The organism is Microcoleus sp. POL10_C6 (assembly GCF_036701585.1).
Taxonomy (GTDB): Bacteria; Cyanobacteriota; Cyanobacteriia; order Cyanobacteriales; family Microcoleaceae; genus Microcoleus.
Genome location: NZ_JAUBRB010000003.1, coordinates 171,310 through 193,837, shown reverse-complemented (window position 1 = coordinate 193,837; position 22,528 = coordinate 171,310). Strand labels below are relative to the sequence as shown.

Annotated in this window: 24 protein-coding genes; 11 read left to right on the top strand and 13 right to left on the bottom strand. The window is 46.6% G+C overall.

Features of this window, described 5'->3' with window-relative positions; all coding sequences use genetic code 11:
• Positions 1 to 195: 195 nt before the first annotated feature.
• The 5 genes from pstB to QUA34_RS03015 form a co-directional block, all read right to left on the bottom strand.
• On the bottom strand, positions 196 to 1,047 hold the full coding sequence (gene pstB, locus QUA34_RS03035; protein WP_333198572.1) for a phosphate ABC transporter ATP-binding protein PstB: 852 nt from the start codon (positions 1,045 to 1,047) through the stop codon (positions 196 to 198).
• A gap of 56 nt (positions 1,048 to 1,103) precedes the next feature.
• Positions 1,104 to 2,084: a phosphate ABC transporter permease PstA gene (gene pstA, locus QUA34_RS03030; protein WP_333384028.1), complete on the bottom strand. Its 981-nt coding sequence runs from the start codon at positions 2,082 to 2,084 to the stop codon at positions 1,104 to 1,106.
• Between the two features lie 82 nt (positions 2,085 to 2,166).
• On the bottom strand, positions 2,167 to 3,168 hold the full coding sequence (gene pstC, locus QUA34_RS03025; RefSeq protein ID WP_333384025.1) for a phosphate ABC transporter permease subunit PstC: 1,002 nt from the start codon (positions 3,166 to 3,168) through the stop codon (positions 2,167 to 2,169).
• A 202-nt stretch (positions 3,169 to 3,370) separates the two neighbouring features.
• Positions 3,371 to 4,399, bottom strand: a complete 1,029-nt coding sequence (gene pstS, locus QUA34_RS03020; protein ID WP_333322210.1) for a phosphate ABC transporter substrate-binding protein PstS — start codon at positions 4,397 to 4,399, stop codon at positions 3,371 to 3,373.
• A gap of 247 nt (positions 4,400 to 4,646) precedes the next feature.
• Positions 4,647 to 5,819, bottom strand: coding sequence for an NYN domain-containing protein (locus QUA34_RS03015; RefSeq protein ID WP_333384022.1), 1,173 nt, complete (start codon positions 5,817 to 5,819; stop codon positions 4,647 to 4,649).
• A gap of 109 nt (positions 5,820 to 5,928) precedes the next feature.
• Here QUA34_RS03015 and QUA34_RS03010 point away from each other — a divergent pair, with 109 nt between their 5' ends.
• A complete protein-coding gene (locus QUA34_RS03010) occupies positions 5,929 to 7,437 on the top strand; it encodes a UbiD family decarboxylase (RefSeq protein WP_333322213.1) in 1,509 nt (502 codons plus the stop codon).
• 184 nt (positions 7,438 to 7,621) lie between these two features.
• On the opposite strand, the gene QUA34_RS03005 is transcribed toward QUA34_RS03010, so the two are convergent.
• A complete protein-coding gene (locus QUA34_RS03005; protein ID WP_333322217.1) occupies positions 7,622 to 7,834 on the bottom strand; it encodes a helix-turn-helix transcriptional regulator in 213 nt (70 codons plus the stop codon).
• A 20-nt stretch (positions 7,835 to 7,854) separates the two neighbouring features.
• A complete protein-coding gene (locus tag QUA34_RS03000) occupies positions 7,855 to 8,067 on the bottom strand; it encodes a helix-turn-helix transcriptional regulator (RefSeq protein ID WP_333322222.1) in 213 nt (70 codons plus the stop codon).
• A gap of 129 nt (positions 8,068 to 8,196) precedes the next feature.
• On the opposite strand from QUA34_RS03000, the gene QUA34_RS02995 reads away from it, so the two are divergent.
• Positions 8,197 to 8,439: a hypothetical protein gene (locus QUA34_RS02995; protein ID WP_333322226.1), complete on the top strand. Its 243-nt coding sequence runs from the start codon at positions 8,197 to 8,199 to the stop codon at positions 8,437 to 8,439.
• A 129-nt stretch (positions 8,440 to 8,568) separates the two neighbouring features.
• Positions 8,569 to 9,357 (top strand): DUF4058 family protein, encoded by a 789-nt coding sequence (locus tag QUA34_RS02990; RefSeq protein WP_333322229.1) that lies wholly within the window; start codon positions 8,569 to 8,571, stop codon positions 9,355 to 9,357.
• Positions 9,358 to 9,456: 99 nt separating this feature from the next.
• On the opposite strand, the gene QUA34_RS02985 is transcribed toward QUA34_RS02990, so the two are convergent.
• From QUA34_RS02985 to QUA34_RS02975, 3 genes are all read right to left on the bottom strand, one after another.
• The gene (locus QUA34_RS02985) at positions 9,457 to 10,128 is read right to left on the bottom strand and encodes an energy-coupling factor ABC transporter ATP-binding protein (protein WP_281363590.1); all 672 of its coding nucleotides are present in this window, start codon (positions 10,126 to 10,128) and stop codon (positions 9,457 to 9,459) included.
• A 23-nt stretch (positions 10,129 to 10,151) separates the two neighbouring features.
• Entirely contained in the window at positions 10,152 to 10,421 is a 270-nt protein-coding gene (locus tag QUA34_RS02980; RefSeq protein WP_190663726.1) for a hypothetical protein, read from the bottom strand.
• Between the two features lie 83 nt (positions 10,422 to 10,504).
• Positions 10,505 to 10,747 carry a hypothetical protein gene (locus QUA34_RS02975; RefSeq protein WP_333384017.1) on the bottom strand — a complete coding sequence of 81 codons (243 nt, stop codon included), beginning with the start codon at positions 10,745 to 10,747 and terminating at the stop codon, positions 10,505 to 10,507.
• 89 nt (positions 10,748 to 10,836) lie between these two features.
• On the opposite strand from QUA34_RS02975, the gene psbD reads away from it, so the two are divergent.
• A complete protein-coding gene (gene psbD, locus QUA34_RS02970) occupies positions 10,837 to 11,895 on the top strand; it encodes a photosystem II D2 protein (photosystem q(a) protein) (RefSeq protein WP_333055206.1) in 1,059 nt (352 codons plus the stop codon).
• Between the two features lie 135 nt (positions 11,896 to 12,030).
• On the opposite strand, the gene QUA34_RS02965 is transcribed toward psbD, so the two are convergent.
• Positions 12,031 to 12,303, bottom strand: a complete 273-nt coding sequence (locus QUA34_RS02965) for a hypothetical protein (RefSeq protein WP_333384015.1) — start codon at positions 12,301 to 12,303, stop codon at positions 12,031 to 12,033.
• A gap of 494 nt (positions 12,304 to 12,797) precedes the next feature.
• Between QUA34_RS02965 and QUA34_RS02960 the strand changes: the two genes are divergently transcribed.
• The 6 genes from QUA34_RS02960 to QUA34_RS02935 all read left to right on the top strand — a co-directional run bounded on the left by QUA34_RS02960 (position 12,798) and on the right by QUA34_RS02935 (position 20,449).
• Complete coding sequence (locus tag QUA34_RS02960) at positions 12,798 to 13,082, top strand: 4a-hydroxytetrahydrobiopterin dehydratase (protein ID WP_333384013.1); 285 nt, start codon at positions 12,798 to 12,800, stop codon at positions 13,080 to 13,082.
• Positions 13,083 to 13,223: 141 nt separating this feature from the next.
• Positions 13,224 to 14,873: an HD domain-containing phosphohydrolase gene (locus tag QUA34_RS02955; RefSeq protein ID WP_333384011.1), complete on the top strand. Its 1,650-nt coding sequence runs from the start codon at positions 13,224 to 13,226 to the stop codon at positions 14,871 to 14,873.
• Positions 14,874 to 15,165: 292 nt separating this feature from the next.
• On the top strand, positions 15,166 to 17,358 hold the full coding sequence (locus tag QUA34_RS02950) for an iron uptake porin (protein ID WP_333264967.1): 2,193 nt from the start codon (positions 15,166 to 15,168) through the stop codon (positions 17,356 to 17,358).
• 394 nt (positions 17,359 to 17,752) lie between these two features.
• A complete protein-coding gene (locus QUA34_RS02945; protein WP_242716025.1) occupies positions 17,753 to 18,193 on the top strand; it encodes an Rrf2 family transcriptional regulator in 441 nt (146 codons plus the stop codon).
• A gap of 58 nt (positions 18,194 to 18,251) precedes the next feature.
• A complete protein-coding gene (gene cysK / locus QUA34_RS02940) occupies positions 18,252 to 19,214 on the top strand; it encodes a cysteine synthase A (protein ID WP_333294781.1) in 963 nt (320 codons plus the stop codon).
• Between the two features lie 554 nt (positions 19,215 to 19,768).
• Positions 19,769 to 20,449: a J domain-containing protein gene (locus QUA34_RS02935; protein WP_333384007.1), complete on the top strand. Its 681-nt coding sequence runs from the start codon at positions 19,769 to 19,771 to the stop codon at positions 20,447 to 20,449.
• On the opposite strand, the gene QUA34_RS02930 is transcribed toward QUA34_RS02935, so the two are convergent.
• Together QUA34_RS02930 and QUA34_RS02925 are read right to left on the bottom strand one after the other, a co-directional pair.
• Complete coding sequence (locus QUA34_RS02930) at positions 20,432 to 20,572, bottom strand: hypothetical protein (RefSeq protein WP_333294785.1); 141 nt, start codon at positions 20,570 to 20,572, stop codon at positions 20,432 to 20,434. The genes QUA34_RS02935 and QUA34_RS02930 overlap by 18 nt on opposite strands.
• Positions 20,573 to 20,641: 69 nt before the next feature.
• Entirely contained in the window at positions 20,642 to 22,141 is a 1,500-nt protein-coding gene (locus tag QUA34_RS02925) for a cyclic nucleotide-binding domain-containing protein (protein WP_333384004.1), read from the bottom strand.
• Between the two features lie 78 nt (positions 22,142 to 22,219).
• Between QUA34_RS02925 and QUA34_RS02920 the strand changes: the two genes are divergently transcribed.
• Positions 22,220 to 22,504: a hypothetical protein gene (locus QUA34_RS02920; RefSeq protein WP_333384001.1), complete on the top strand. Its 285-nt coding sequence runs from the start codon at positions 22,220 to 22,222 to the stop codon at positions 22,502 to 22,504.
• Positions 22,505 to 22,528: the final 24 nt, after the last annotated feature.

The window sequence follows — 22,528 nt, the reverse complement described above, 5'->3', positions numbered from 1 at the left end:
ACAGGCATCTTGCCTGTTCTGAAAACATAACTATAGCAGGCAAGATGCCTGCACAAAAATATTTGTCTGTTGTGGAACAGGCATCTTGCCTGTTCTGAAAACATAACTATAGCAGGCAAGATGCCTGCACAAAAATATTTGTCTGTTGTGGAATAGACATCTTGCCTGTTCTGAAAGAGGTTCAAGATGTAAGTATTAACCGAAACGGCCTTGAATGTAATCTCTCGTACTCGAATTGCCCGCAGAAGTAAAAATCTTACTTGTCGGCCCAAATTCCACCATGCGGCCGATGCGACTTTCATCAGTATTAAAGAAAGCCGTGTAATCAGAAACGCGAGCCGCCTGCTGCATATTATGCGTCACAATTACAACTGTTAACTGCTGCCGCAGAGTCTGAAACAACTCCTCAATCTTCATCGTAGAAATCGGATCTAGAGCAGAACAAGGTTCATCCATCAACAAAATTTTCGGCTTCACAGCCAAAGCGCGAGCAATACAAAGCCGCTGCTGCTGTCCCCCCGAAATCCCCTGAGCCGATTTATTCAAATCGTCTTTGACTTCATCCCAAAGCGCCGCACTTTTGAGTGCCGATTCCACAATTTCATCTAATTCTGCTTTGCTTTTGCGACCAAAAATCCTCACCCCGTAAGCAATATTATCGTAGATGCTCAGTGGAAAAGGATTCGGTCTTTGAAACACCATCCCAATTTGCCGACGCAAACTATTAATGTTTACTTTTGGGCTGTAAATATCCTGTCCAAAAAACTCTACTCTTCCTTTAATTTTAACTTTTCCCTCCAATTCACCAATCCGGTTGAGAGCTTTGAGAAACGTAGATTTGCCGCAACCTGAAGGACCAATAATAGCCGTCACTTGCGGGTGAGGGATATTCATCGATAAATTTTCTAAGACTTTGTGAGTTCCGTAATAAAAACTCAAGTCCTGAACCCGCAGTGCTGGCATTGCATTGGGGTCTATTTCCGGGGCGGCATCTTCTAGGAATTGATCTGTATAGTTTTCGGATTTCAAGTTAGCTTTAGGTTTCATTATTTAGCTGGTTATCTTGTTAATATTTGACTGAGAGATGCACTTTAGTTATTGATTTATCGATTTTGCAAGCGTTTCCGAGTTACTGTACGGGATGCGACGCTAGCAATCAAAACCATACCCAAAAGGACAGAGGCAGCAGTCCACGCCAATTCGTTCTGCTCTTTGTAAGGAGAGCTGGCGTAGCTGTATATTAATACTGACATGGAAGGAGTCGGGGTCAGCAGTGTTTCGGGAATTTCTTTGAGTTTTGCAATGGTTTCTGCACCTATAGGGGACTGCATTATCTCGCCCAATTTATCAACTAAAGGAGGCCAAAATTGACTCGATAACGCCGTTACAATCAACGGTGCGGTTTCGCTGGCGGCGCGGGAAGCAGCGAGTAAAATACCTGTGGTAATAGTTGGAAGTGCTGAGGGTATGATAATGCGAAACATAGTTTGAAAGCGTCCGCCTCCCAAACCAGCAGAAGCGAGGCGGTAAGAAGTAGGCACTAATTTTAATGCTTGTTCTGTTGTCAGAGCAACCACTGGAAGCATGATGACGCCGAGGGCAAAACCGCCTGCTAAGGATGAAAATGCTTTGGTGGTAACGACGATTAGGGCGTAGGAAAAGACGCCAACTACGATCGAGGGAACGCTGCTGAGAATGACGGTGATAAAGCGAATACTATTGGCTATCGCTTTGTTTTCTCTACCAAACTCAGACAAAAATATTCCCGTCATTACGCCGATAGGTACGCTAATTAATGTCGCAATTCCCACCATTAAAGCAGTGCCGAGAATCGCATTAGCAAAGCCGTTGGGCTGGTCTTCAACTCCGACGGGTGCGGGCAGAGATACTAGCACTTCCCAGCTCAAATGTGTAAGTCCTTCCCCCAGAATTTTGTATAAAATAGCAAACAAAGGGAGCAGGGCTAGAGCTGTCAGAGCGAAAGCGATAACTGTCATTCCCCGGCTGAAAAAAGTTCGGCTTAGCGACAGGGGGTTGGTGATTTCTGCATCCAGAATACTATCTAATTTTTGTGCTTGAGCCATGGGATTTTAGATTTGAGATTTTAGATTGAACCAGGGGATAAATCTGGCGGCGCGGCTTGTGACCAAATTGCTTTCGATGATGTTAAGTTTTAGCTTTTTTGGCCCCAATTAGCTGAACCAACAATACTGCGATCGCATTTACGAACAGAGTGATCACAAATAAAATTAAGGCTAAATACATCAAAGCGCCGGTGTGCAGGGGTTCTACAGCTTCCCGAAATTGACTTGCCAAAACAGCAGGAATTGAGTAGCTGGGAGCCAGCAGGGATTTGTTAATTTGAATCGAGTTGCCAATCACCATTGTGACTGCCATTGTTTCGCCTAAAGCGCGTCCCAATGCTAATATGGTGGCGCCGATAATCCCCGAACTAGCTGCTGGTAATAACAGCTTAAATATTGTTTCCCAGCGGGTGGCACCAAGGGACATGGAAGCGCTTCGCACATCTACTGGAACCGACATCAATACATCGCGGCTGATGGCGGCTACTGTTGGCAAAATCATAATCGATAAAAGGATTCCAGCGGGCAGCATTCCGGGGCCTAAAGGTTCGCTGCTGAACAAGGGAAACCAACTGAAATTATCAAACAATGACTGCTGCAATGGCAACAAGAAGGGAATCAAAACAAATATTCCCCAAAGGCCAACTATTACGCTGGGAATAGCCGAGATTAATTCAACCATGAATCCCAAGGGCGATCGCACCCAAACGGGTAAGAAGTTCTCGCTAGTAACTATAGCTACTGACAGCCCTAAAGGAAGTGCGATGATTATGCCGATCGCAGAACTAATTACAGTACCGTAAATAAACGGCAAAGCCCCAAACTGCAACTCACCGATATCCCACTTGGGATTCCACAAGAAAGAGAGTCCAAATTGGCTAATAGCAGGCCAAGCATCTTTAAAAATTACCGCACTCATCAAAAACAACGTACCCGCTGTTGCTAGGGCAAAACCCCATACAAATAGTGTAAATCCTGACTCCATCCATAGACCTTCACCAGCAGTATCTGTCAAATCTACTTCTGTGTTCATTTCTGTCGGTTTCCGAGTCAATATATCCCGCTTTTTTGAAATATTGGTCATACCAAAATTAGTGCGTACAAAGTAAAATACTTGCTTAAAGGACGAGGAATTATAATGGGCTGGTTGCGCGCTGGGAACCTAGTTTGTAAGGTACGCAGTGCGTACCTTACACAGTAAATTTAGTGCACACTAACCTGATCATTTATGAATTTTGAGTCATCGATTTAACTCGTCAACTCATAACCCCGTGCGATCGCCGGAATTAACCTCTGGCAATCACAGTCTGATTAACTGCTTGAACCACCTTTTGAGCTGTAGCTGAAGGAATCCGAGTAAACTCTAGCTGTTTGTTGATACCTTGACCTGTAGTCATCACCCAATTAACCATCTTTTTAATAGCCTCTGCTTTCGCAGCAGGATACTGTTTGTAGATTAACAGCCAAGTCAAACCAACAATCGGATAACCGTCGTTGGGATTGCCTTCTACTAAGCGGAAGTCTGCGGGGAATGTTTCCCCTGCTAAAGCTTTCTCTGCTTCAGCCAAGCTAGGGTCTACAAACCTGCCAGCTTTATTTTGAATAAATGCTGTTTGAAGATTGTTTTGCCGAGCAAAAGTATCTTGAACATAGCCGATCGCACCCGCTGTATTCTTCACCAAAGCAGCTACGCCGGGGTTTCCTTGACCCCTGACAGCGGTGTCTGGCCACTTCGGCTGAGCGGCAGCTTTGATGGTGCTACCAGTTGCCTGCAAATGATTAGCAAAAATAAAACTAGTACCGCTGCTGTCTGCCCGTACAGCTACTCGAATCGCAGTATTTGGCAAGTTTTTAGCTTGTCCAGAAATTCCGGCTATTTTCGCATCATTCCAGCGAGTAATCTTGCCTTCAAAGATACCGTTCATGGCATCCTTATTTAGCCTCAGATTGGTCACTCCGGGCAAGTTGTAAACAACTGCAACAGCGCCGCCAGCCGTGGGAACAGCTATTACACCCCGCTTTACCTCAGCGATTTGTGCAGCAGTCATCAGCGCATCGCTGCCTGCGAAATCAACATTGCCTGAAATTAATGCTTTGATGCCAGCACCGCTACCAGTTCCTTCGTAGTTTACAGTAATTTGATTTGCACTTCTCATTTGAGAGAAGTAGCGATCGTAAAGAGGTTTAGGGAAAGTTGCTCCCGTACCGTTTAGTGTGACGGCTGCTACAGCAGAATTAATCAAAGTCAGCGAGAATGCTGCTGCTGCAAGTGTCACTATAAAACTACGTCGCCAACGTCCTGTGAAAAAATTCATATTCCTCCTCTCCCTTAATAGCCGACTTTGCAAATCTCCTCCATAGGATAGACTGAAACCTCCAAAGAAAGGGATATAAAAGAATAAGCTTGTTTTAAATTTTGGTTAATAACAGATTAAATAATAAAAGAATAAGCTTGTCTTAAATTTTGGTTAATAACAGATTAAATTTTCAGACGGAAGACTCGGAGACCTGATTTCTTAAATACATCAGGGAGCTGACTGTGCGATCGCCAATTGATAATTCTTATCCTTCTTCTGAACTGTCCATCTTTGGCATGATTGCCACGTGATGTTCGCTACCGATTAATATTACTTTAAAATCCGCCGATTCAGACTGGAATAATTTGATTAGACTGGAATTATTCCCCAACAATTGTTTGACAATTAAATCAGCATGAAACTGATATTTGGCAAAAAATTTTTTCTTAATTATTGCCACAGGAATATAATCCTCTTTTAACTCAACTTTTGCAGTTTCAATTATTTGCACAAGTATATATTTTAAAACATCCAGCGACTCAATAGGATTTGAATTGAGATCGGGAATTATTTCTGGCAAATTTTGATTGACAACAACAGAAGCCAAAGATACTTCAGCCACCGGTGTCACTTCGTTTTCTCCTGATTCCGACACTGCTGTGGCAGGGGAAGTTGTAGAAGGGAAAACAATAGTACGACGATCTTGAAAAAACTCAGCCACACTAGAAAATCTAGCTATCCGCTCATCAATAGATTTGTGTTCAGCCTTCAAAAACTCACCAATTTGATTAGCCAATTCTTCAAAACTAGGGACTTCCTGTTCCCTTTTGCAAGAATAGTGATTAGTATCACCAGTCCGAAGATTTTCTACAGACAACACAGCATTTTGTCGTCGCACCCGAAACACAGTCAATCCCTGATTTTGCAACTGATTGCAAAGGTGATTTAACAAACCGTCAGAAGAACAGACAAAAACTTGTTTTACATCCCTATAACGGTATAAAATAGCAGCGCCAAAAGCAATCATTTTACCGTCAGCACTATTAGCACCACCCGGAACGTGAATCAGTTCGTAACCGCGATCATAAAGTTCAGCATCCAACTTGCCAGTAGTCGGCTTTTTCCAGTTAGCAAAAGCAATTTTAACTTGTAGGGGAGAGCCATACAAACTGGCTAAAAATTTTTCAGCATTAACGTCCAGTTTCAAGTTTTCTGCGTCTAGGAGCAAAATAGCTAGGCCCCGATCGCACTCTGAGCTTTTGTCAGCGATTCCCTTCGGGATAGCTTCGCTTAACGCACCTTCCCCGCACCTGCTGCTAGACGGCGGTAGCAAAGCCTCAAACAATTCTTGACCGTTAGGCTGACGCGGATAAAACTGTTGGCTGCGAGAACGACCGTTTTTACGAAATCGCTCAGGCGATCGTCGGGGATTTTTCACAATCTATCGAACGAGTATCGGGAATTTTTGATTAACTTATCATCGCAGTTTAACTTGTGGCAGTCGATCGGCTCATAATAACAAAAGAACGTTAACAATTCTTAAAAAAATGGCTAGAGACTTGCGGGGATTCCTCAAACTACTCGAAGAACGGGGACAACTGCGCCGAATTAGTGCCTTAGTCGATTCCGACCTCGAAATTGCCGAAATTTCCAATCAAATGCTGCAAAAAGGCGGCCCTGGACTGCTGTTTGAAAACGTCAAAGGGGCCGAATTCCCCGTTGCAATCAACCTGTTGGGTACGGAACAGCGCGTTTGCTGGGCGATGAACATGGAAAAGCCGATCGAACTAGAAGAGCTCGGCAAAAAACTAGGAATGCTGCAACAGCCAAAACCGCCGAAAAAGATTTCCCAAGCAATAGAGTTCGGCAAAGTGCTGTTTGACGTAGTGAAAGCCAAACCCGGCCGCGACTTTTTCCCAGCTTGTCAGCAAGTGGTAATTGAGGGAGAAGGGCTGGATTTGAACAAAATCCCGATGATTCGCCCTTATCCGGGAGATGCGGGCAAAATTATCACCCTGGGTTTGGTAATTACCAAAGATTGCGAAACCGGTACGCCGAATGTGGGGGTTTATCGGTTGCAGTTGCAGTCAAAAAACACGATGACTGTACACTGGTTATCGGTGCGGGGCGGGGCGAGGCACTTGCGGAAAGCGGCGCAGGCTGGTAAAAAGTTGGAAGTTGCGATCGCCCTTGGAGTCGATCCTTTAATCATTCTCGCCGCAGCAACACCAATTCCTGTAGATTTATCGGAATGGTTATTTGCCGGACTTTATGGCGGTTCCGGCGTGCAATTGGCCAAGTGCAAAACCGTAGATTTGGAAGTACCGGCGGACTCGGAAATTGTGTTAGAAGGAACGATTACGCCGGGGGAAGTTCTGCCCGACGGGCCCTTCGGCGATCACATGGGTTATTACGGCGGCGTGGAAGATTCGCCGCTGGTTCGATTCAACTGCATGACGCACCGCAAAGACCCGATTTATCTGACCACATTTAGCGGGCGGCCACCGAAAGAAGAAGCAATGATGGCGATCGCGCTTAACCGTATTTATACCCCTATTTTGCGGCAGCAAGTATCGGAAATTGTCGATTTCTTCTTACCGATGGAAGCGCTTAGTTATAAAGCGGCAATTATCTCGATTGATAAAGCATATCCCGGTCAAGCGCGCAGGGCTGCTTTAGCATTTTGGAGTGCATTACCGCAGTTTACATACACTAAGTTTGTGATTGTTGTCGATAAAAGTATCAACATTCGCGACCCGCGTCAAGTAGTTTGGGCAATTAGTTCTAAAGTCGATCCGGTTCGGGATGTATTTATTCTGCCGAATACGCCTTTTGATACGTTAGATTTTGCCAGTGAAAAAATTGGTTTGGGAGGCCGAATGGGGATTGATGCTACTACGAAGATGCCGCCGGAAACGGATCACGAATGGGGGGAAGTTTTGGAGTCAGATCCGGATGTGGCGGCGATGGTAGAAAGGCGTTGGGCAGAGTATGGTTTGGCCGATTTGAATTTGGGTGAAGTCGATCCTAATTTGTTTGGATATGAGATGAGGTAGGGAAGCGAAACAATGTTGTCTCCTGGCTTTTTTGAGTAAAATACAATTCCTCAATTGCTGACAATACAGTAGGGACACAACAATGTTGTGTCCTGGTTTTTTTGAGTAAAATACTAGAAACACAACATTATTATGTCCTTAGACCATCAACTCTCTTTGAATCTTCACGAGCATTATTTTTTCTTTACTGTTCCAAAATCTCAACTAAATCTTCGATCGCAATATCAAACACGCGAGCCATTTTGTTTAAAGCTGTGTAATCTACAGTTGCCAGCTTGGGAGAATGGGCATAACTTCTAACGGTACTGTAAGGAATGCCCGATCGCTCAGAAACTTCTTTAAGCGTCCAACCCTTCTCCTCAGCTAGTTCTCGAACGCGCAACCGAGTTAGACCCATCTTCCCGCTGACAAATCAGTTTACCGTTCCAAAACCTCAACCAAGTCTTCCACCATCACATCGAAGACTTCAGCAAGTTTCTGCAAAGCCGTGTAGTCCACCGTTGCCAGCTTAGGAGCTTGCGCGTAATTTTTGACCGTGCTGTACGGAATACCCGTTCTCTCCGAAACTTCTTTCAGCGTCCAACTCTTCTCCTCAGCCAGTTCTCGAACTCGCAACCGTATTAACCCCATTTATGCTTGACAGAAGCTACGTATTTAGCTTTTAATAAAAGTGTTAGATATAGCGATCGCCCTCGGACCTGAGAAATCTAGAGCGATCGCCTTTCATTCACCACCCACAAAAGTGGGAAGGATTTTCCTATGATACCAAAACAACCGACATATCGCGATCGACTTCAACCTTGGCATCTAATTCGCCACCTCCCCAACAGTCAGCGGTTAACAGTCGCCCGTTTCGCCCGCCGCCCCGATGCCGAATCTTACCTAAATGCACTGCGCCGTTTAATGCCCGCAGTCCCGCATACAATTGTGTTCGTAAATGCGGTGTCTGTGTTGGATGAAAACAGCGTTCCAATTCAAACACAATTGCCTATCGAAGTTTAATTGTTGAAAAGTGCGATCGCCCTTCCACAAATAGGAATTATTCTATTTGACAGGAAGTGCGATCGCCCCTAATTTTCCCAAAACAACATTGCTAAACTGTAAATAGACTTAAGTCAAGGAGTCACATCAATGCCATCTCCCTTTCCCGGTATGGACCCGTATTTAGAGCATCCCGAACTCTGGCCTGCTCTACACCACTGGCTAATTATTGAAATTGCCAGATTATTATCTCCGCAACTACGTCCTAAGTATTTAGTGTCTGTAGAAGTGAGAATGTATGAAACCGCTGACGACAATTTATCAATTGGCATTCCTGATCTAAACATAATTCAGCCAAGAACCACAACCGAATTAATAACATCAAACGTAGCCGTTGCAGCGCCACCAACACAACCCTTGACAGTAAATATTCCCATGCCATACCAGGTTCGGGAAGGCTATTTAGAAATTAGAGAAAGAGGAAACCAAGAATTAATCACCCTGATTGAAATCCTCTCGCCTAGCAATAAGCGCCCAGGAAAAGGACGACAAATGTACGAAGAAAAGCGAGAAGAAATTTTAGGTAGCCGCACTCATTTAATTGAAATAGATTTATTGCGGCGCGGTCAAAAAATGCCAGTTATTGGCAATGACATTGAAAGCCACTATAGCGTTTTGGTGTGTCGGGGAAATCGCCGTCCCAGAGCCGATTTGTATGCTTTTAACGTGCAGAACCCGCTGCCTGCCTTTCCTTTACCACTGCGATCGGGCGATACCGAACCTATAATCAATTTGCAGGAATTATTCACTCAAATTTACGACATAGCAAGTTACGACCTGAAGATAGATTATCGCAACTGGGAAGTCATACCACCGCTGTCAGAAGCCGATACAATTTGGGCAAATGCTTGGTTGCGCGATCGAGGATTGCGAGATTGATTTGGCGTGCAGCAATTCTCTTAGTCTGCGGAGGCAGACTTCGTTTTTGTAGAAGCGATTTCCCTCGCAGAATGACTTAATTATCAAATTGCTTGAGGGCTAAACATCTTGACTTTGCATCAACCGCTGCTTCAAACGCGCCGGATCTCCCCGATCGACAACTTGGCCCTTTTCCAACAAAAAAGCCCCATCACAATAATTCAACTCATCCAAACGGTGAGTCACCCACAAAGCCGTAATCCCGCGATTTTTCACCAACCGCTGCACCGCCGCCACCAAATCCAACTGAGAATCAGGATCTAACAAAGCCGTCGGTTCATCCAACAGCAGAATTTCGCAGTGACGGGCGATCGCCCCAGCCAGGGCAATTCGCTGCTTCTGGCCCCCACTCAAAGCATAAATCGGCCGCCGCTGCAAATCCAGCAAATTCACAGCCTCCAAAGCCTCCGCCACCCTCTCCCGCACCTGAACGTTAGAAAGCTTTTCCTCCACCAAACCAAAAGCCACATCCGCACCAACCGTCGGCATCACCAATTGGTGATCCGGGTTTTGGAACACAAAACCCACCCGCCCACCGAGGTCAATTTCCCCCGACTGGGGGTGCAGCAGCCCAGCCATCAGCCTCAACAGCGTAGACTTGCCGCTGCCGTTAGTGCCCAAAAGCATCCAAAACTCGCCCTTCGGTACATCCAGAGAGCAACCTTGCAACACTCGATCGCCCGACGGCCAGCAAAAACCCAAATCCCGCACAGCAACGGCTGACTGGCTCATATCGGCACCAACACCCCCAGCCCTCATTCTGCTGTCATCGAGACAAAACCAGGGGATCTGCCTGTAGATGACGCCCCCGATTTCTGAGAAACCACCACCCCAGAAATCTCGCTGCTGAGTACAGCCACCTTTTTCTCAGGATTTTTCTCGCAGGTGAGTTCCAAAATTTGCGGTTGGGAGTTGCGAATCGCCGCCAGTACCTGCTGGTAAACAGTCTCAGCGTCCTCCTCCAACTTCCGCTGCACCGACAGCGAGACGGGCGTATTCTTCACAATGATGTCAATGCTGAACATATAGTCTTAAAAACCTAAGTTTGGAGCTCTATCCTCAGTATATATATAGGACTTACCCACGGAAACCCAGTTTCTTAGAAAAATCAGAGGTTGAGGCCGATATATCTACCAAGCCACCGGGCTTCTGACGCAAAGCGCAGAGACTCATATATAGTAGAAGTTCCCAAATGCAGGGCAAAGACTTCGGGGACTTCGAGGGCTTCGGGGACTTCGCACAAGTCAAAAGTCAAGAGCCAAAAGTTTTTTAAGAAAAACTTGCTCTTGTAAAGAATTACCTCTATAATCGTCAATACGGTAAAGAAAAGTAAAGTCTGTTCATAATCCAACTTGTTTTCTGCTAAGCAGAGGCAACGGTGGAAGACTCATGACTAGAGACAGATCCGTTGTAATTATATCCATTTGGAGATTTGCGTAAATGACAATCGCAGTCGGACGCGCCCAGACCGAAAGAGGCATATTTGATGTCCTCGACGACTGGCTCAAACGCGATCGCTTCGTCTTCGTAGGCTGGTCTGGCATCCTGCTATTCCCCTGCGCCTACCTAGCCATCGGTGGCTGGTTAACAGGCACCACCTTCGTCACATCCTGGTACACCCACGGTTTGGCAAGTTCCTACCTTGAAGGAGCCAACTTCCTCACCGTAGCAGTCTCCACCCCAGCCAACAGCCTCGGACACTCCCTGCTGTTCCTGTGGGGCCCCGAAGCGCAGTGGGACTTTACCCGCTGGTTCCAACTCGGCGGTTTGTGGACATTTGTCGCCCTCCACGGCGCCTTCGCACTGATCGGCTTTTGCCTGCGTCAGATTGAAATCGCCCGTTTAGTCGGCATCCGTCCCTACAACGCCCTAGCATTCACCGGCCCCATCGCCGTGTTTGTGTCGGTGTTCCTGCTTTACCCCTTGGGTCAATCAGGCTGGTTCTTCGCCCCCAGTTTCGGCGTCGCAGCAATTTTCCGCTTTTTGCTATTCCTGCAAGGCTTCCACAACTGGACGCTCAACCCCTTCCACATGATGGGCGTTGCAGGCATCTTGGGCGGTGCGCTGTTGTGCGCCATCCACGGTGCAACCGTAGAAAACACCTTGTTTGAAGACGGCGAAGGCTCAAACACCTTCCGCGCCTTCAACCCAACTCAGTCAGAAGAAACCTACTCGATGGTGACAGCTAACCGCTTTTGGTCGCAAATCTTCGGAATTGCCTTCTCCAACAAGCGCTGGTTGCACTTCTTTATGCTGTTCGTACCTGTCACAGGCTTGTGGATGAGCTCCATTGGCATCGTCGGTTTAGCATTAAACCTGCGCGCCTATGACTTCGTATCCCAAGAATTGCGCGCTGCTGAAGATCCTGAGTTTGAAACGTTCTACACTAAGAACATTCTGCTTAACGAAGGCATTCGTGCTTGGATGGCTCCTACTGACCAACCCCACGAAAACTTCATCTTCCCTGAAGAAGTTCTGCCTCGCGGTAACGCTCTGTAATCAGCGCGAAATATCAAAATTTCCAACATTTTAAAAGGGTAAGATAAAGCAGTTTAGGCTTTACCCTTAATGCTCAAAAAGCTCCCGCCACCAGGCAGGAGCTTTTTGTTTCCAGGATTCGATCGAATTAGCGCCCTAAAAAAAGTTGATTTTGTACAAAAACCAACTCTGCCTGTAGCTAGAACAACTTGTGTCTTTATATCTGGCGAACTCTCCTATCTGGCAAGAAATCGATCGACCTTTCCCCGCCGCCAGAGTTGCCATGCGCCTAATAACCGCACAGCCCGGATTCTGAAGAAAATATAAACAAATGGCGGAAAGTGCGATCGTCCGCTTGCTGTAGAGATCGATCAAAGAGCTTGCAGCAGCAGTAAATTCCCCCAATCTTGCAAAAATATCAATTTCCATCCCCCCACTTCTAATTCCTTGTGTTATTCTAATAATTGTGAATACTAGAACGATACTCAGAACGCAAGTTCTTCTGGTAACGCTGGCAATGGCTAGCGCACAAATCATCACCTTAAATCTTGTATTTAGGTGATGTGCGTTCCAATATTAAGCCATTTAGCTAAACCTGGAGGTGATGCCCATGATAGAAAGTAGTAAACGCATGGGTCATCAGATTGGAAACTACCGGCTGTGCGCCGGGGCCGCTCACTAGCAGTCAGCCGTCGTCTCCAACGGGAAACGACTTCCACGGGGAACCAGGCTGAGCTAGGGATTCTCCCGGCAGTCAGGTTCTAATCTGAAGACCCGCTAGACCGCTCTCACCTCAAATAGTGTTAAATCTTAAGTATTAAAACTTGAGACTAAATGCTATTGGTGAGAGCGGATAGTTTTTGGTCAGGGTTTCTAAACGTTGGCAGTTAATCTGCCATTGCTAATCCCAAAGAAAAAAAAATATGGCTGAGCTAATTAATAATACTGAAATTCAAGAGCGCGCCAGTCAATTGTCAGGTTGGACAATTGAAGGTAAACAACTGCGCTCTACCCGTTTATTTAAAGATTTTATCGAAGCGATCGCCTTTGTGAATAAGTTGGTCGCCCCCTCAGAAGCCGCAGCACATCACCCCGATATAGAAATTTCCTACAACAAAGTTACACTTAACTTGACAACTCACGATGCCGGAGGCTTAACTGAGAAAGACTTTGCGCTAGCCCAAGAGATTTCTTCTACGCTAGATTAAAAAAGTACCCGCTGGCCCAACAAGAGTCCCCGCTAGAGAAAAGCTCGCAAATAAAAAATCGACTTGGGGTTAGAATCGGGTGCTAAAAAGTCGAGAGGCCAAACGTTCAATGTATAAAAGGCTATTCCCCATCATCCCACCATGATCGTATTTGAAAAGCCAGAGTTCAAGAACGAGTCTGCTGCCGAAAAAACCGATCTGATAGAAAAGCTTTTAGATATTGGCGCGGCTCTGTCGAGCGCCCAAGATTTGGGCGATTTGTTAAACTTAATTTTATCCAAAAGTAGGGAAATTACATACAGCGATGCTGGCAGCGTTTACTTAGTAGATCACAGCGACGAAACATCTAAGCTGCTGTTCAAGGTAGCCCAAAACGCTTCTAAACCGAGCCTGTCGTTTAAAGAGTTTGCCCTGCCACTGACAGACAAAAGCTTGGCGGGATACGTGGCAATTACAGGTCAAAGTTTGAACCTGTCTGATGCCTACGACTTACCCCCCGGCGTACCCTATCGGCTAGATACCAGTTTTGACAGGGATATTGATTACCGCACTTGCTCGGTAATGGTACTGCCGATGCAAAACCGACAGGGGGAGACAATAGGTGTACTGCAACTGATCAACCGCAAAACAAAGGCAGATACGGTGCTGACAGCAGACAATGCCTGGGAATCGACGCAGCAGTATTCGGAGTGGGAAGAAAGGATAGTTCGCTCGCTCGCTTCTCAAGCAGCAATCTCGATCGAGCGCAATCAACTCCAAGACAGCATAGAACATTTGTTCGAGGGCTTCGTCAAAGCCTCGGTGCAAGTCATAGAAGCCAGAGACCCCTGTACCTACGGCCATTCAGAACGAGTAGCAGCCCTCACAGTACGCCTTTCAGAAGAAGTAAACACCGTCAGCAGCGGAGGACTGCGCTCTATTTACTTTAACAACCGCCAAATTCAAGAACTTCGCTACGCCGCCCTGCTGCACGATTTTGGCAAAATTGGAGTGCCCGAAGCAGTTTTGACCAAACAGAAAAAGCTCTACCCCGCACAGCTAGAAATCATTCGCCACCGCTTTGGCTTAGCTCAACGGACGATGGAAATGGAATGCGTCCAGTCTAAATATAAATACTTGCTGGAGCATTCAGCCTACCGAAAACACCCGAGCCAAGAGCCAGAGTGCGCTCAATGCCAGCAAATCGAACAGCTAGACACTAAGCTAGCAGAGGCCAAAACCAGATTAGCAGAATACTGGGAAGTGCTGCTAGAGGCAAACGAGCCTCACATTTTGGCAGCAGAACCCCTAGCTCAACTGCGAGAGATTTCTCGACAAACTTACAGAGATATAGATGGGGCAAAGAAACCCCTGCTGAACTCAGACGAGATCTTGCAATTGATGGTGTCGAGGGGCAACCTGACGCCGGAAGAAAGATCTGAAATAGAATCTCATGTAACTCACACTTACGAGTTTCTCAAACAAATTCCTTGGACAAAGGATTTAAAAAATGTTCCAGACATTGCCTACGGACATCACGAAAAACTCGACGGCACAGGCTATCCGCGAGGTTTAAACAAGTCAGAAATTCCAATTCAAGCACAATTGATGACGATCGCCGATATTTACGACGCCCTGACAGCAGGCGATCGCCCCTACAAGCGAGCTCTGCGAACAGAGGCAGCGATGAAAATTTTGCGGCAAGAAGCAGCTCACAACAAAATCAACGCTGATTTGTTAGAATTGTTCGATCATCGCCAAGTCTTTAGCGTCCTCGGGCACAGCTTGGATGTTAAAGTCGAATCAGCCTAGACGAGTCGGGCGTGCTGTGCTAAAAAGTAAATAGGCAATCGGGTGCTGTCTAGTGTCAGCAGTCAAATCAATCCACAGCCCAAGCCGGGTAGGGTTTTGACGCCGTTGAGTAAAGGTTTAAAAACAGGCTTTATGCAGCCGTCAGTCACATCTATATACTCGGTCAGCCCAAAAGAATCCAAAGAAAAAGTGAATTTTAGGTCTCTTTTTAGAGTATGCTAGTTGAGCAACGACTGACCACATAGAAGACTAGAAAAGTTTCTCTGTAATCGGTGTGAGGATGAGAGTGAATATGTCGAAATTTTTGTGGAGTTACTTACTAATCAGCCCAGCAGTCTTAGGAGCTACCCTAGTAGTTTCTTCGAGCGCGATGGCAGCAGACGCTCAGCAGGCTGCTGATGCGGTCAATCCCGCTGTCGCAAAAGCTGAAACCGCTGAAACCTCCGAAGCGAAACTAAATGCTTTAGCTGCTGTTTCCGAAACAACTGCAGCCTCCGAGCCAGTAGAAGAAATTTCCCAAGTCGCTGGCAGCGAAACCCACGCAGCGATTGAAGATTCGGCCACGGCTGCAACTGAAAGTGCGATCGTCGGAGCAAACACAGCCCCTGCTGAGGCAGAGCCCCAAGCGGCATCACAACCTACAAGTGAATCTTTAGCCGCAGTTGAGCCAACAGTAGCTCAACCAGTAGAAAATTCTGCCCCGGCAGCCCAACTAGAAATTCCAGCCCCGGCAGCTACCGCTCTCCCAGAGCAAATCGGTGCAGTTCAATTAGAAACTCCAGCCCCGGCAGTGGCAGAGTCGGCAGAACAAAGTTTGCCACAACCGGCTGAATCTTTAGCCCAAACTGCCGCACCACAAGAGCAAAACCCAGCCGCCACATTAGAACAGCTCAACGAGTACAGCAGCGAAGGTGCTGCCGGTGGCGAAACTCAAGGTCAAGTGACCTCAGTTTCCCAACTCTCCGACGTGCGGCCCACAGACTGGGCCTTCCAAGCACTGCAATCCCTAGTCGAGCGCTACGGCTGTATTGCCGGTTATCCCGACGGAACTTTCCGCGGCAACCGGGCAATGACTCGCTACGAATTCGCAGCCGGTTTAAATGCTTGCTTAGACAAGGTGAGCGAGCTAATTAGAGGCGGCACGGGCAACTTCGCTACGAGAGATGACTTGGCAGCCCTCCAACGGCTCCAAGAAGAATTTGCAGCGGAACTGGCAACCCTGCGCGGTCGCGTCGATGCTCTGGAAGCTCGGACATCCGAACTCGAAGCCAACCAATTCTCCACCACTACTAAGCTGACTGGGGAAGCTATTTTCGCTCTCAGCGACGACTTTGGTGGTAACGTTGGCTTGTTTGGCACAGACGAAAGAAGAATTGGCAGCGACAACAACGAAGCTGTCTTCCAACAGCGGGTGCGTCTGAATTTAAACACTAGCTTCACCGGCAGAGACTTGCTGCTGACCAGGCTTCAAGTCGGCAACGGTGGCAACTTCAACCTTGGGGCTACAAGCGAAGGCACTCAAACTTGGAACGTAGTCGGCAGAACCGACAACGTTGTTGCCCTCGACACCTTGCTATATAAGTTCCCCGTCGGTCAGCGACTGAACGTTACCCTTGCAGCAAACAATGTTGTGTGGGACGACATTATGCCGACTGTCAACCCTTACTTTGAAGACTTTGACGGTGGCAACGGATCACTGAGTGCCTTTGGACAGCGCAACCCCATCTACCGCTTGGGCGGTGGCGCAGGTATTGGCTTTGACTATGCCTTCGGCGGCAGGGGCTTGCTGGGCGGGGTGTTCGGCCCAACTTCTTTGTCCTTTGGCTATTTGGCGTCAAATGCAGCCAGTCCGGCTAGGGGTGCAGGCTTGACGAACGGCGACTACACGGCGATGGGTCAGTTGACTTTTACCCCCGGACGCAACTTGCAAGTTGCTTTCAACTACAACCACGGTTACTTTAACAGAGGTAACTTTGGGTTTGACAACGGTTTCGGGGCCAGCGTCCCCGGCGGTTTCACGGGTACCGGCGTGGCTAATTCTCTCAACGGTTTGAACGAAGGCTTTGATGGCTTCCGCGCTCGCAAAGTTGTCAGCAACTCCTACGGTGCTCAGGCTTCGTTGCGGCTGAGCCCGAGATTTATCCTTGGTGGCTGGGCAGGTTTAACCAATGCCCGCATTCTCGGCATCGGCGATGCGAAAATCTGGAACTACGCTGTCACCTTGGCTTTGCCTGATTTAGGGAAAGAAGGCAACTTGCTAGGGTTCGTGGTAGGTCGTGAGCCTTACTTGGATAAACTTGAAGCTGCAAGCAGTTTGCGGAGCTTCCGCAACGATGATTCCTATCACGTTGAAGGGTTCTACAAGTTTCAGCTCTCGGACAACATTTCTGTTACTCCGGGCGTGATTTGGGTGACAAATCCTAATCAAGATGACCGTAATGATGACATCATCATTGGTACTCTGAGAACTACTTTCACGTTCTAAGAGCGGGTTAGAGGAGGCAGGGAGGTTATAACCTCTCTGCTGGCCACTCTAAAGGCCAAGTTTAGCCCTGCCTAGCGCAGGGCTTTTTTGTTGGCGGGAGGAAGGGGGCGCCAAGAATATATTAAAAATTAAAAATTATCAGTCAGAGAGGCAGACAACCAGGTTTCTTGAGGTAAGGCTGTGGTGGAAGGGGAGGAAGTCGAAACGAGAAACTGGGTTTGTTGGGTTCAGATTGCCGATCGTTCCAACGATGAAGTGATGAAAGTCGATTAAGTTCAGTGGAAAACCGGGGTATAATAAAAGGTAAAGTTAGGAGTTAGAATTGGGAACTCAACATTGAGGAGAATTTTAACATCTGACTTCGGAGTTGATAATTCTGGTATTGGAAGCAATTATGGTAGAACTCTCCTGTAAAAGCGAATACGCAATCTTAGCTTTGCTGGAGCTTGCCGATTGCTACGAAGAAGGCGAGCCTCTGCAAATTCGCCAGATAGCGGCTCAGCAAAATATTCCAGATCGATATTTAGAGCAGTTGTTGGCTACCATGAGACGCTGCGGGCTGATTCGCAGCCAGCGAGGAGCTAAGGGAGGTTATATCTTGGCGAGGGAACCGTGGAAAATTACCCTCCTAGAAATTATCAACTGTCTCGAAGGCTCAGAGTTCGATCGCTCTGAAAAAGACTCGCCTGCTCAAACTGTAGAAAGTGCGGTGATTTGGGAAGTTTGGCAAGAAGCTCGATCGATTGCCAACTCAGTTTTGCAAAAATATACGCTACAGGATCTGTGCGAAAAGCGCAATGGCAGACGGCAGCTCGATATCATGTATTACATCTAGTTAAAATATTGCCAACTAGGAATTAACATTTACTTTCAACCACAAACTGACAAAGATTATGCGTATTGCTGGCGACATTACAGAATTGGTAGGGCGGACGCCCTTGGTGCAACTCAACCGCATTCCCCAAGCTGAAGGCTGCGTGGCTCGGATTGTGGTAAAACTCGAAGGCATGAATCCGGCAGCATCGGTGAAAGACCGCATCGGTGTCAATATGGTCAATCAAGCAGAGGCCGAAGGGCTGATTAGTCCAGGCAAAACGGTTTTAGTGGAACCGACTTCTGGCAATACCGGAATTGCTCTGGCAATGGTGGCAGCGGCTAAGGGCTACCAGTTGATTTTGACCATGCCGGATACGATGAGCACGGAACGCCGATCGATGCTGCGAGCTTACGGGGCCCAACTAGAACTGACTCCCGGAATTGAGGGCATGAGTGGCTGCATCCGCCGCGCTCAAGAGATTGTGGACAAAACTCCCAATGCGTATATGTTGCAGCAGTTTCGGAATCCAGCGAACCCGCAGGTTCACCGTTCGACAACGGCTGAGGAAATTTGGGAAGATACAGACGGCGAGGTGGATTTCCTGATTTCGGGAGTCGGCACTGGCGGTACGATTACGGGTGTGGCAGAGGTGATTAAGTCCAGGAAACCCGAGTTTAAGGCGATCGCCGTTGAGCCGGCCAATAGTCAGATACTGTCGGGCGGAAAGCCTGGGCCTCACAAAATTCAAGGTATCGGTGCTGGTTTTGTGCCGCCGGTGCTGAATGTAGATTCGATCGACGAAATTATAGTTGTTACGGATGACGAGGCGATCGCCTATGGCCGTCGCTTGGCTAGAGAAGAAGGACTTTTGTCCGGTATTTCCAGCGGTGCAGCATTATGTGCAGCGGTGAAAGTCGCTAAGCGTCCCGAAAATGCAGGGAAATTGATTGTGATGATTCAGCCTAGCTTCGGCGAACGCTATCTCAGCACTCCCTTGTTCCAAGATCCAGAACTCAATCTGGCGATGGCCCTCAACTAGGCTAGCCTCCGGCCTAAGTCGCAGAAATAGAGAGCAGGGCGTAGACTGTACGCTCTGCTTGGCTTTTTAGTAGATTAAAGAATGGCGATAGATTGCAGTTCCCTCGATCGCGATCGATATCGTTTCCGGTTGCATAGGAATGATTTAACCGCAGAGGGCGCAGAGAACGCAGAGGGAGAGAATACAGAGAGGAATAATTCCGATGCTACCGGATTTGATATGATGCCTAATTTCTGAAGGCACTTTTTTTTGAACCGCTTTCGGCCTTTTAGCGAAGCGGGCGCTGAGCGCTCTTGTGGCGAAGGAAGAGAAAAGAAAAGAATGAGCTAACTGTGGGCGGGAGCAGCGCTATAGAAGTCTTCAATGTCGATCGGCTTACCACTTCCAAAGCCTCAATGTTTTTCTAAAATAGATTTATGATAAGTTGAAAACTGAGGTTTTTTACTGACAATTTTTGACATTTATATCAGATAAATACTTAAAAAAATAGCAAATCATGATATTTTTGTCAAGCACTTTTTCACAGATTATCCAGATTTCAAGGAAATAACAGCGTGTCTTCCGTTATCAATCACTATAAAACCCTAAAGATTAGCCCAACCGCAACACAAGCCGAGATTAAACAAGCATACCGCCGTTTAGTCAAATTATTTCATCCAGACAGCCGCAGCGACACAGCGGGTCACGAAGAAATTGTCCGCCTCAATGCAGCCTATGAAATATTAGGAGACGCCCAGCACAGACAATCTTACGATCGCCAACTTTCCGAGCAAACCGAACAGCAATCACCAGCCGCACCAAACGTCAGCCGCCAGCAAACACAAACAGCAAGGGACGCGGATGAACTAATGGAACAGTGGCTGATTAAAGTATACAAACCAGTCAATAGAATGCTCAACAGCATCTTGAAGCCGCTTAAAAAAGAAATAGACGAATTGTCAGCAGATCCGTTTGATGACGAACTGATAGAAAAGTTTCAACTTTATATCGAAACCAGCCGCGAGTTCCTCAAAAAAGCTCATAACTTTCTTACATCAATGCCCAATCCATCTAATGTAGCCGGAGTTGCAGCCCATCTCTACTACTCTATCAACCAAGTCGGAGACGGCATAGAAGAATTGTATTTATTTACCCTCAATTATGACGATCGCCACTTGCACACTGGTCAAGAACTGTTTAGAATTGCCGCTAGACTGCGGCGGGAAGCGCAGGATGAATTAAAAATTAAAAGTTAAAAAAGCAGATTCTTCCCTCTTCCCTCTTCCCTCTTCCTTATTCCTGACATCCGTTACATCCGTTACATCCGTTACAGAATCCGTTGCCGAACTTCCCTCTTCCCTCTTCCTTATTCCTGACATTCGTTACATCCGTTACATCCGTTACATCCGTTACATCCATTACAGAATCCGTTGCCGAACTGCCTTCTTTCAAATTCCAAAAAGAACTTGAATTCGCTTGCGAATTTTAATAAAAGGAGTTTGTTCCAGAGAGTCGCCATCTAACAATCCCAAATCTCTCAAAGCTTGCTGGCGTTCCGATAATTTTTGAGCAATCTGATCGGCTAAATTGGGTTGTTCTCTTAAAAGTTTTTGCAAATCGTGACGTTCCACCACAAACAAAATTGCATCTTCGCTAGTTTTAACAGTCGCCGTTCTCGGAGTACCCAACAGCAAAGATATTTCCCCAAAAAACTCGCCCTCATGAAGCGTAGCAATATACTGACCAGCTTTTTGAGAAAGAACTTCTACAGTACCCGACAGAATAATATAAAAAGAATCGCCAGGGTCATTTTCTTTACATACCACCTGTCCCGCTGGAAACAGTTGTCGGTAGCCATATTCAATTAACTGTCGGAGTTCTAAATCCGTACACTGTTCAAAATAAGTTACTCGCCGCAACAAATCTCGCAGCGTCCAATTATTAGGGGATTTAGGCGCTGTATTTTTAGGCTCAGAAACAGTGGAATTAGATTTCAAATCGGCTGAATGTTTTGCATTGTGCGGAAAAAGTTTGCCGTTGGGATTATCGTCTTTGTTATTGTGAAAAAGTTTTGTTAACTCTTGTGGATTTCGCAGCCACAAATCGCGCTGGGGAAAGGGAATTTCGATATTTCGGTGGCGCAATTCGTAATCAATTAAAAAATTGACCGCGCTTTTAATAGCATCGCTTTCCTGTGGCTGATCAATCCAAACTAAAAGTTCAAAATTTAAAGCGTTATCTCCAAAACCGCAAAACCATACTTTAGGAGAAGGATGGGACAAGACATTTGATTCCATCCGCGCCGCAATTAGCAGCGCTTCCGTAACTATTACTGGGTCTGATCCGTAAGCAACACCGACGGGGATGTGGATGCGGCATCTAGCGTCTTTGTAACTCCAGTTAATAATGTTAGTTTCGACAAATTTAATATTTGGTATAATTACAAATAGACCGTCAATAGTTTTAATGATAGTAGAGCGTATCGAAATTGTTTCTACTGTTCCTAAGAACTTGTCTATTTCAATAAAGTCTCCGACTCTAATGTGGTGCTCGAATAGCAGGGTGAGACCGCTGATAAAGTTGCTGGCGAGATTTTGCAAGCCGAAGCCAAAACCTATGCCGACAACCCCAGCCAAGACGGTGAGAGAAGTGAGGTTGATGCCGGCACTTTGCAGGACGAATATACAGCCAATAGTTGCTAAAATATAGCTAATGATGGTGGAAATTGCTTCTCTACTGCCGCGATCCAATCTCATCCGAACTAGCACGCTGCGCTTGATTCCTTCGCTGATAATCTTAGCTATAATCAAGGCAAATATAGCTAAAATTATCAGTTTAACGATCGCACTGATGGACAGATGAGCGTCCCCGATATAGAAGAGGGGGGTTGTTGTCGCACCAGACAAATTTTCAAAAAAGCGATCGGCTCCTGCAGTAATCGAATTCATTAATATTTGGTAATGGGTAATTGGTGATTGGTAAGGAGTGATTAGTTTTGGCCGCAACTGAACCGCAAACTGCTAACGATGGCAGGGCCAAGACTAAAAACTCGAAATTTCCGGCGCGCGCTGTTACAGGTGCGGGTCAGTGGCACTCTCTCTCAAAGACTCGTAACTGATGGGTTAGCAACTGATGGCGAGAAACTGTTTTGTAGCGATATTTTCGCCCGGATATCTGTGTTGTGGCGTAAAATGGGCCCTGCGGCTCGATCGAATAGCGACTTGTTGCCAATATCTGGAAAATTGGTAGAAATTCATTTACAGCACCCTCAAATTATCGAAAAATTCCAGCAAAAATTAGTTTATCCTTAAGAAGTAAGTCCTTTACAGAACTTA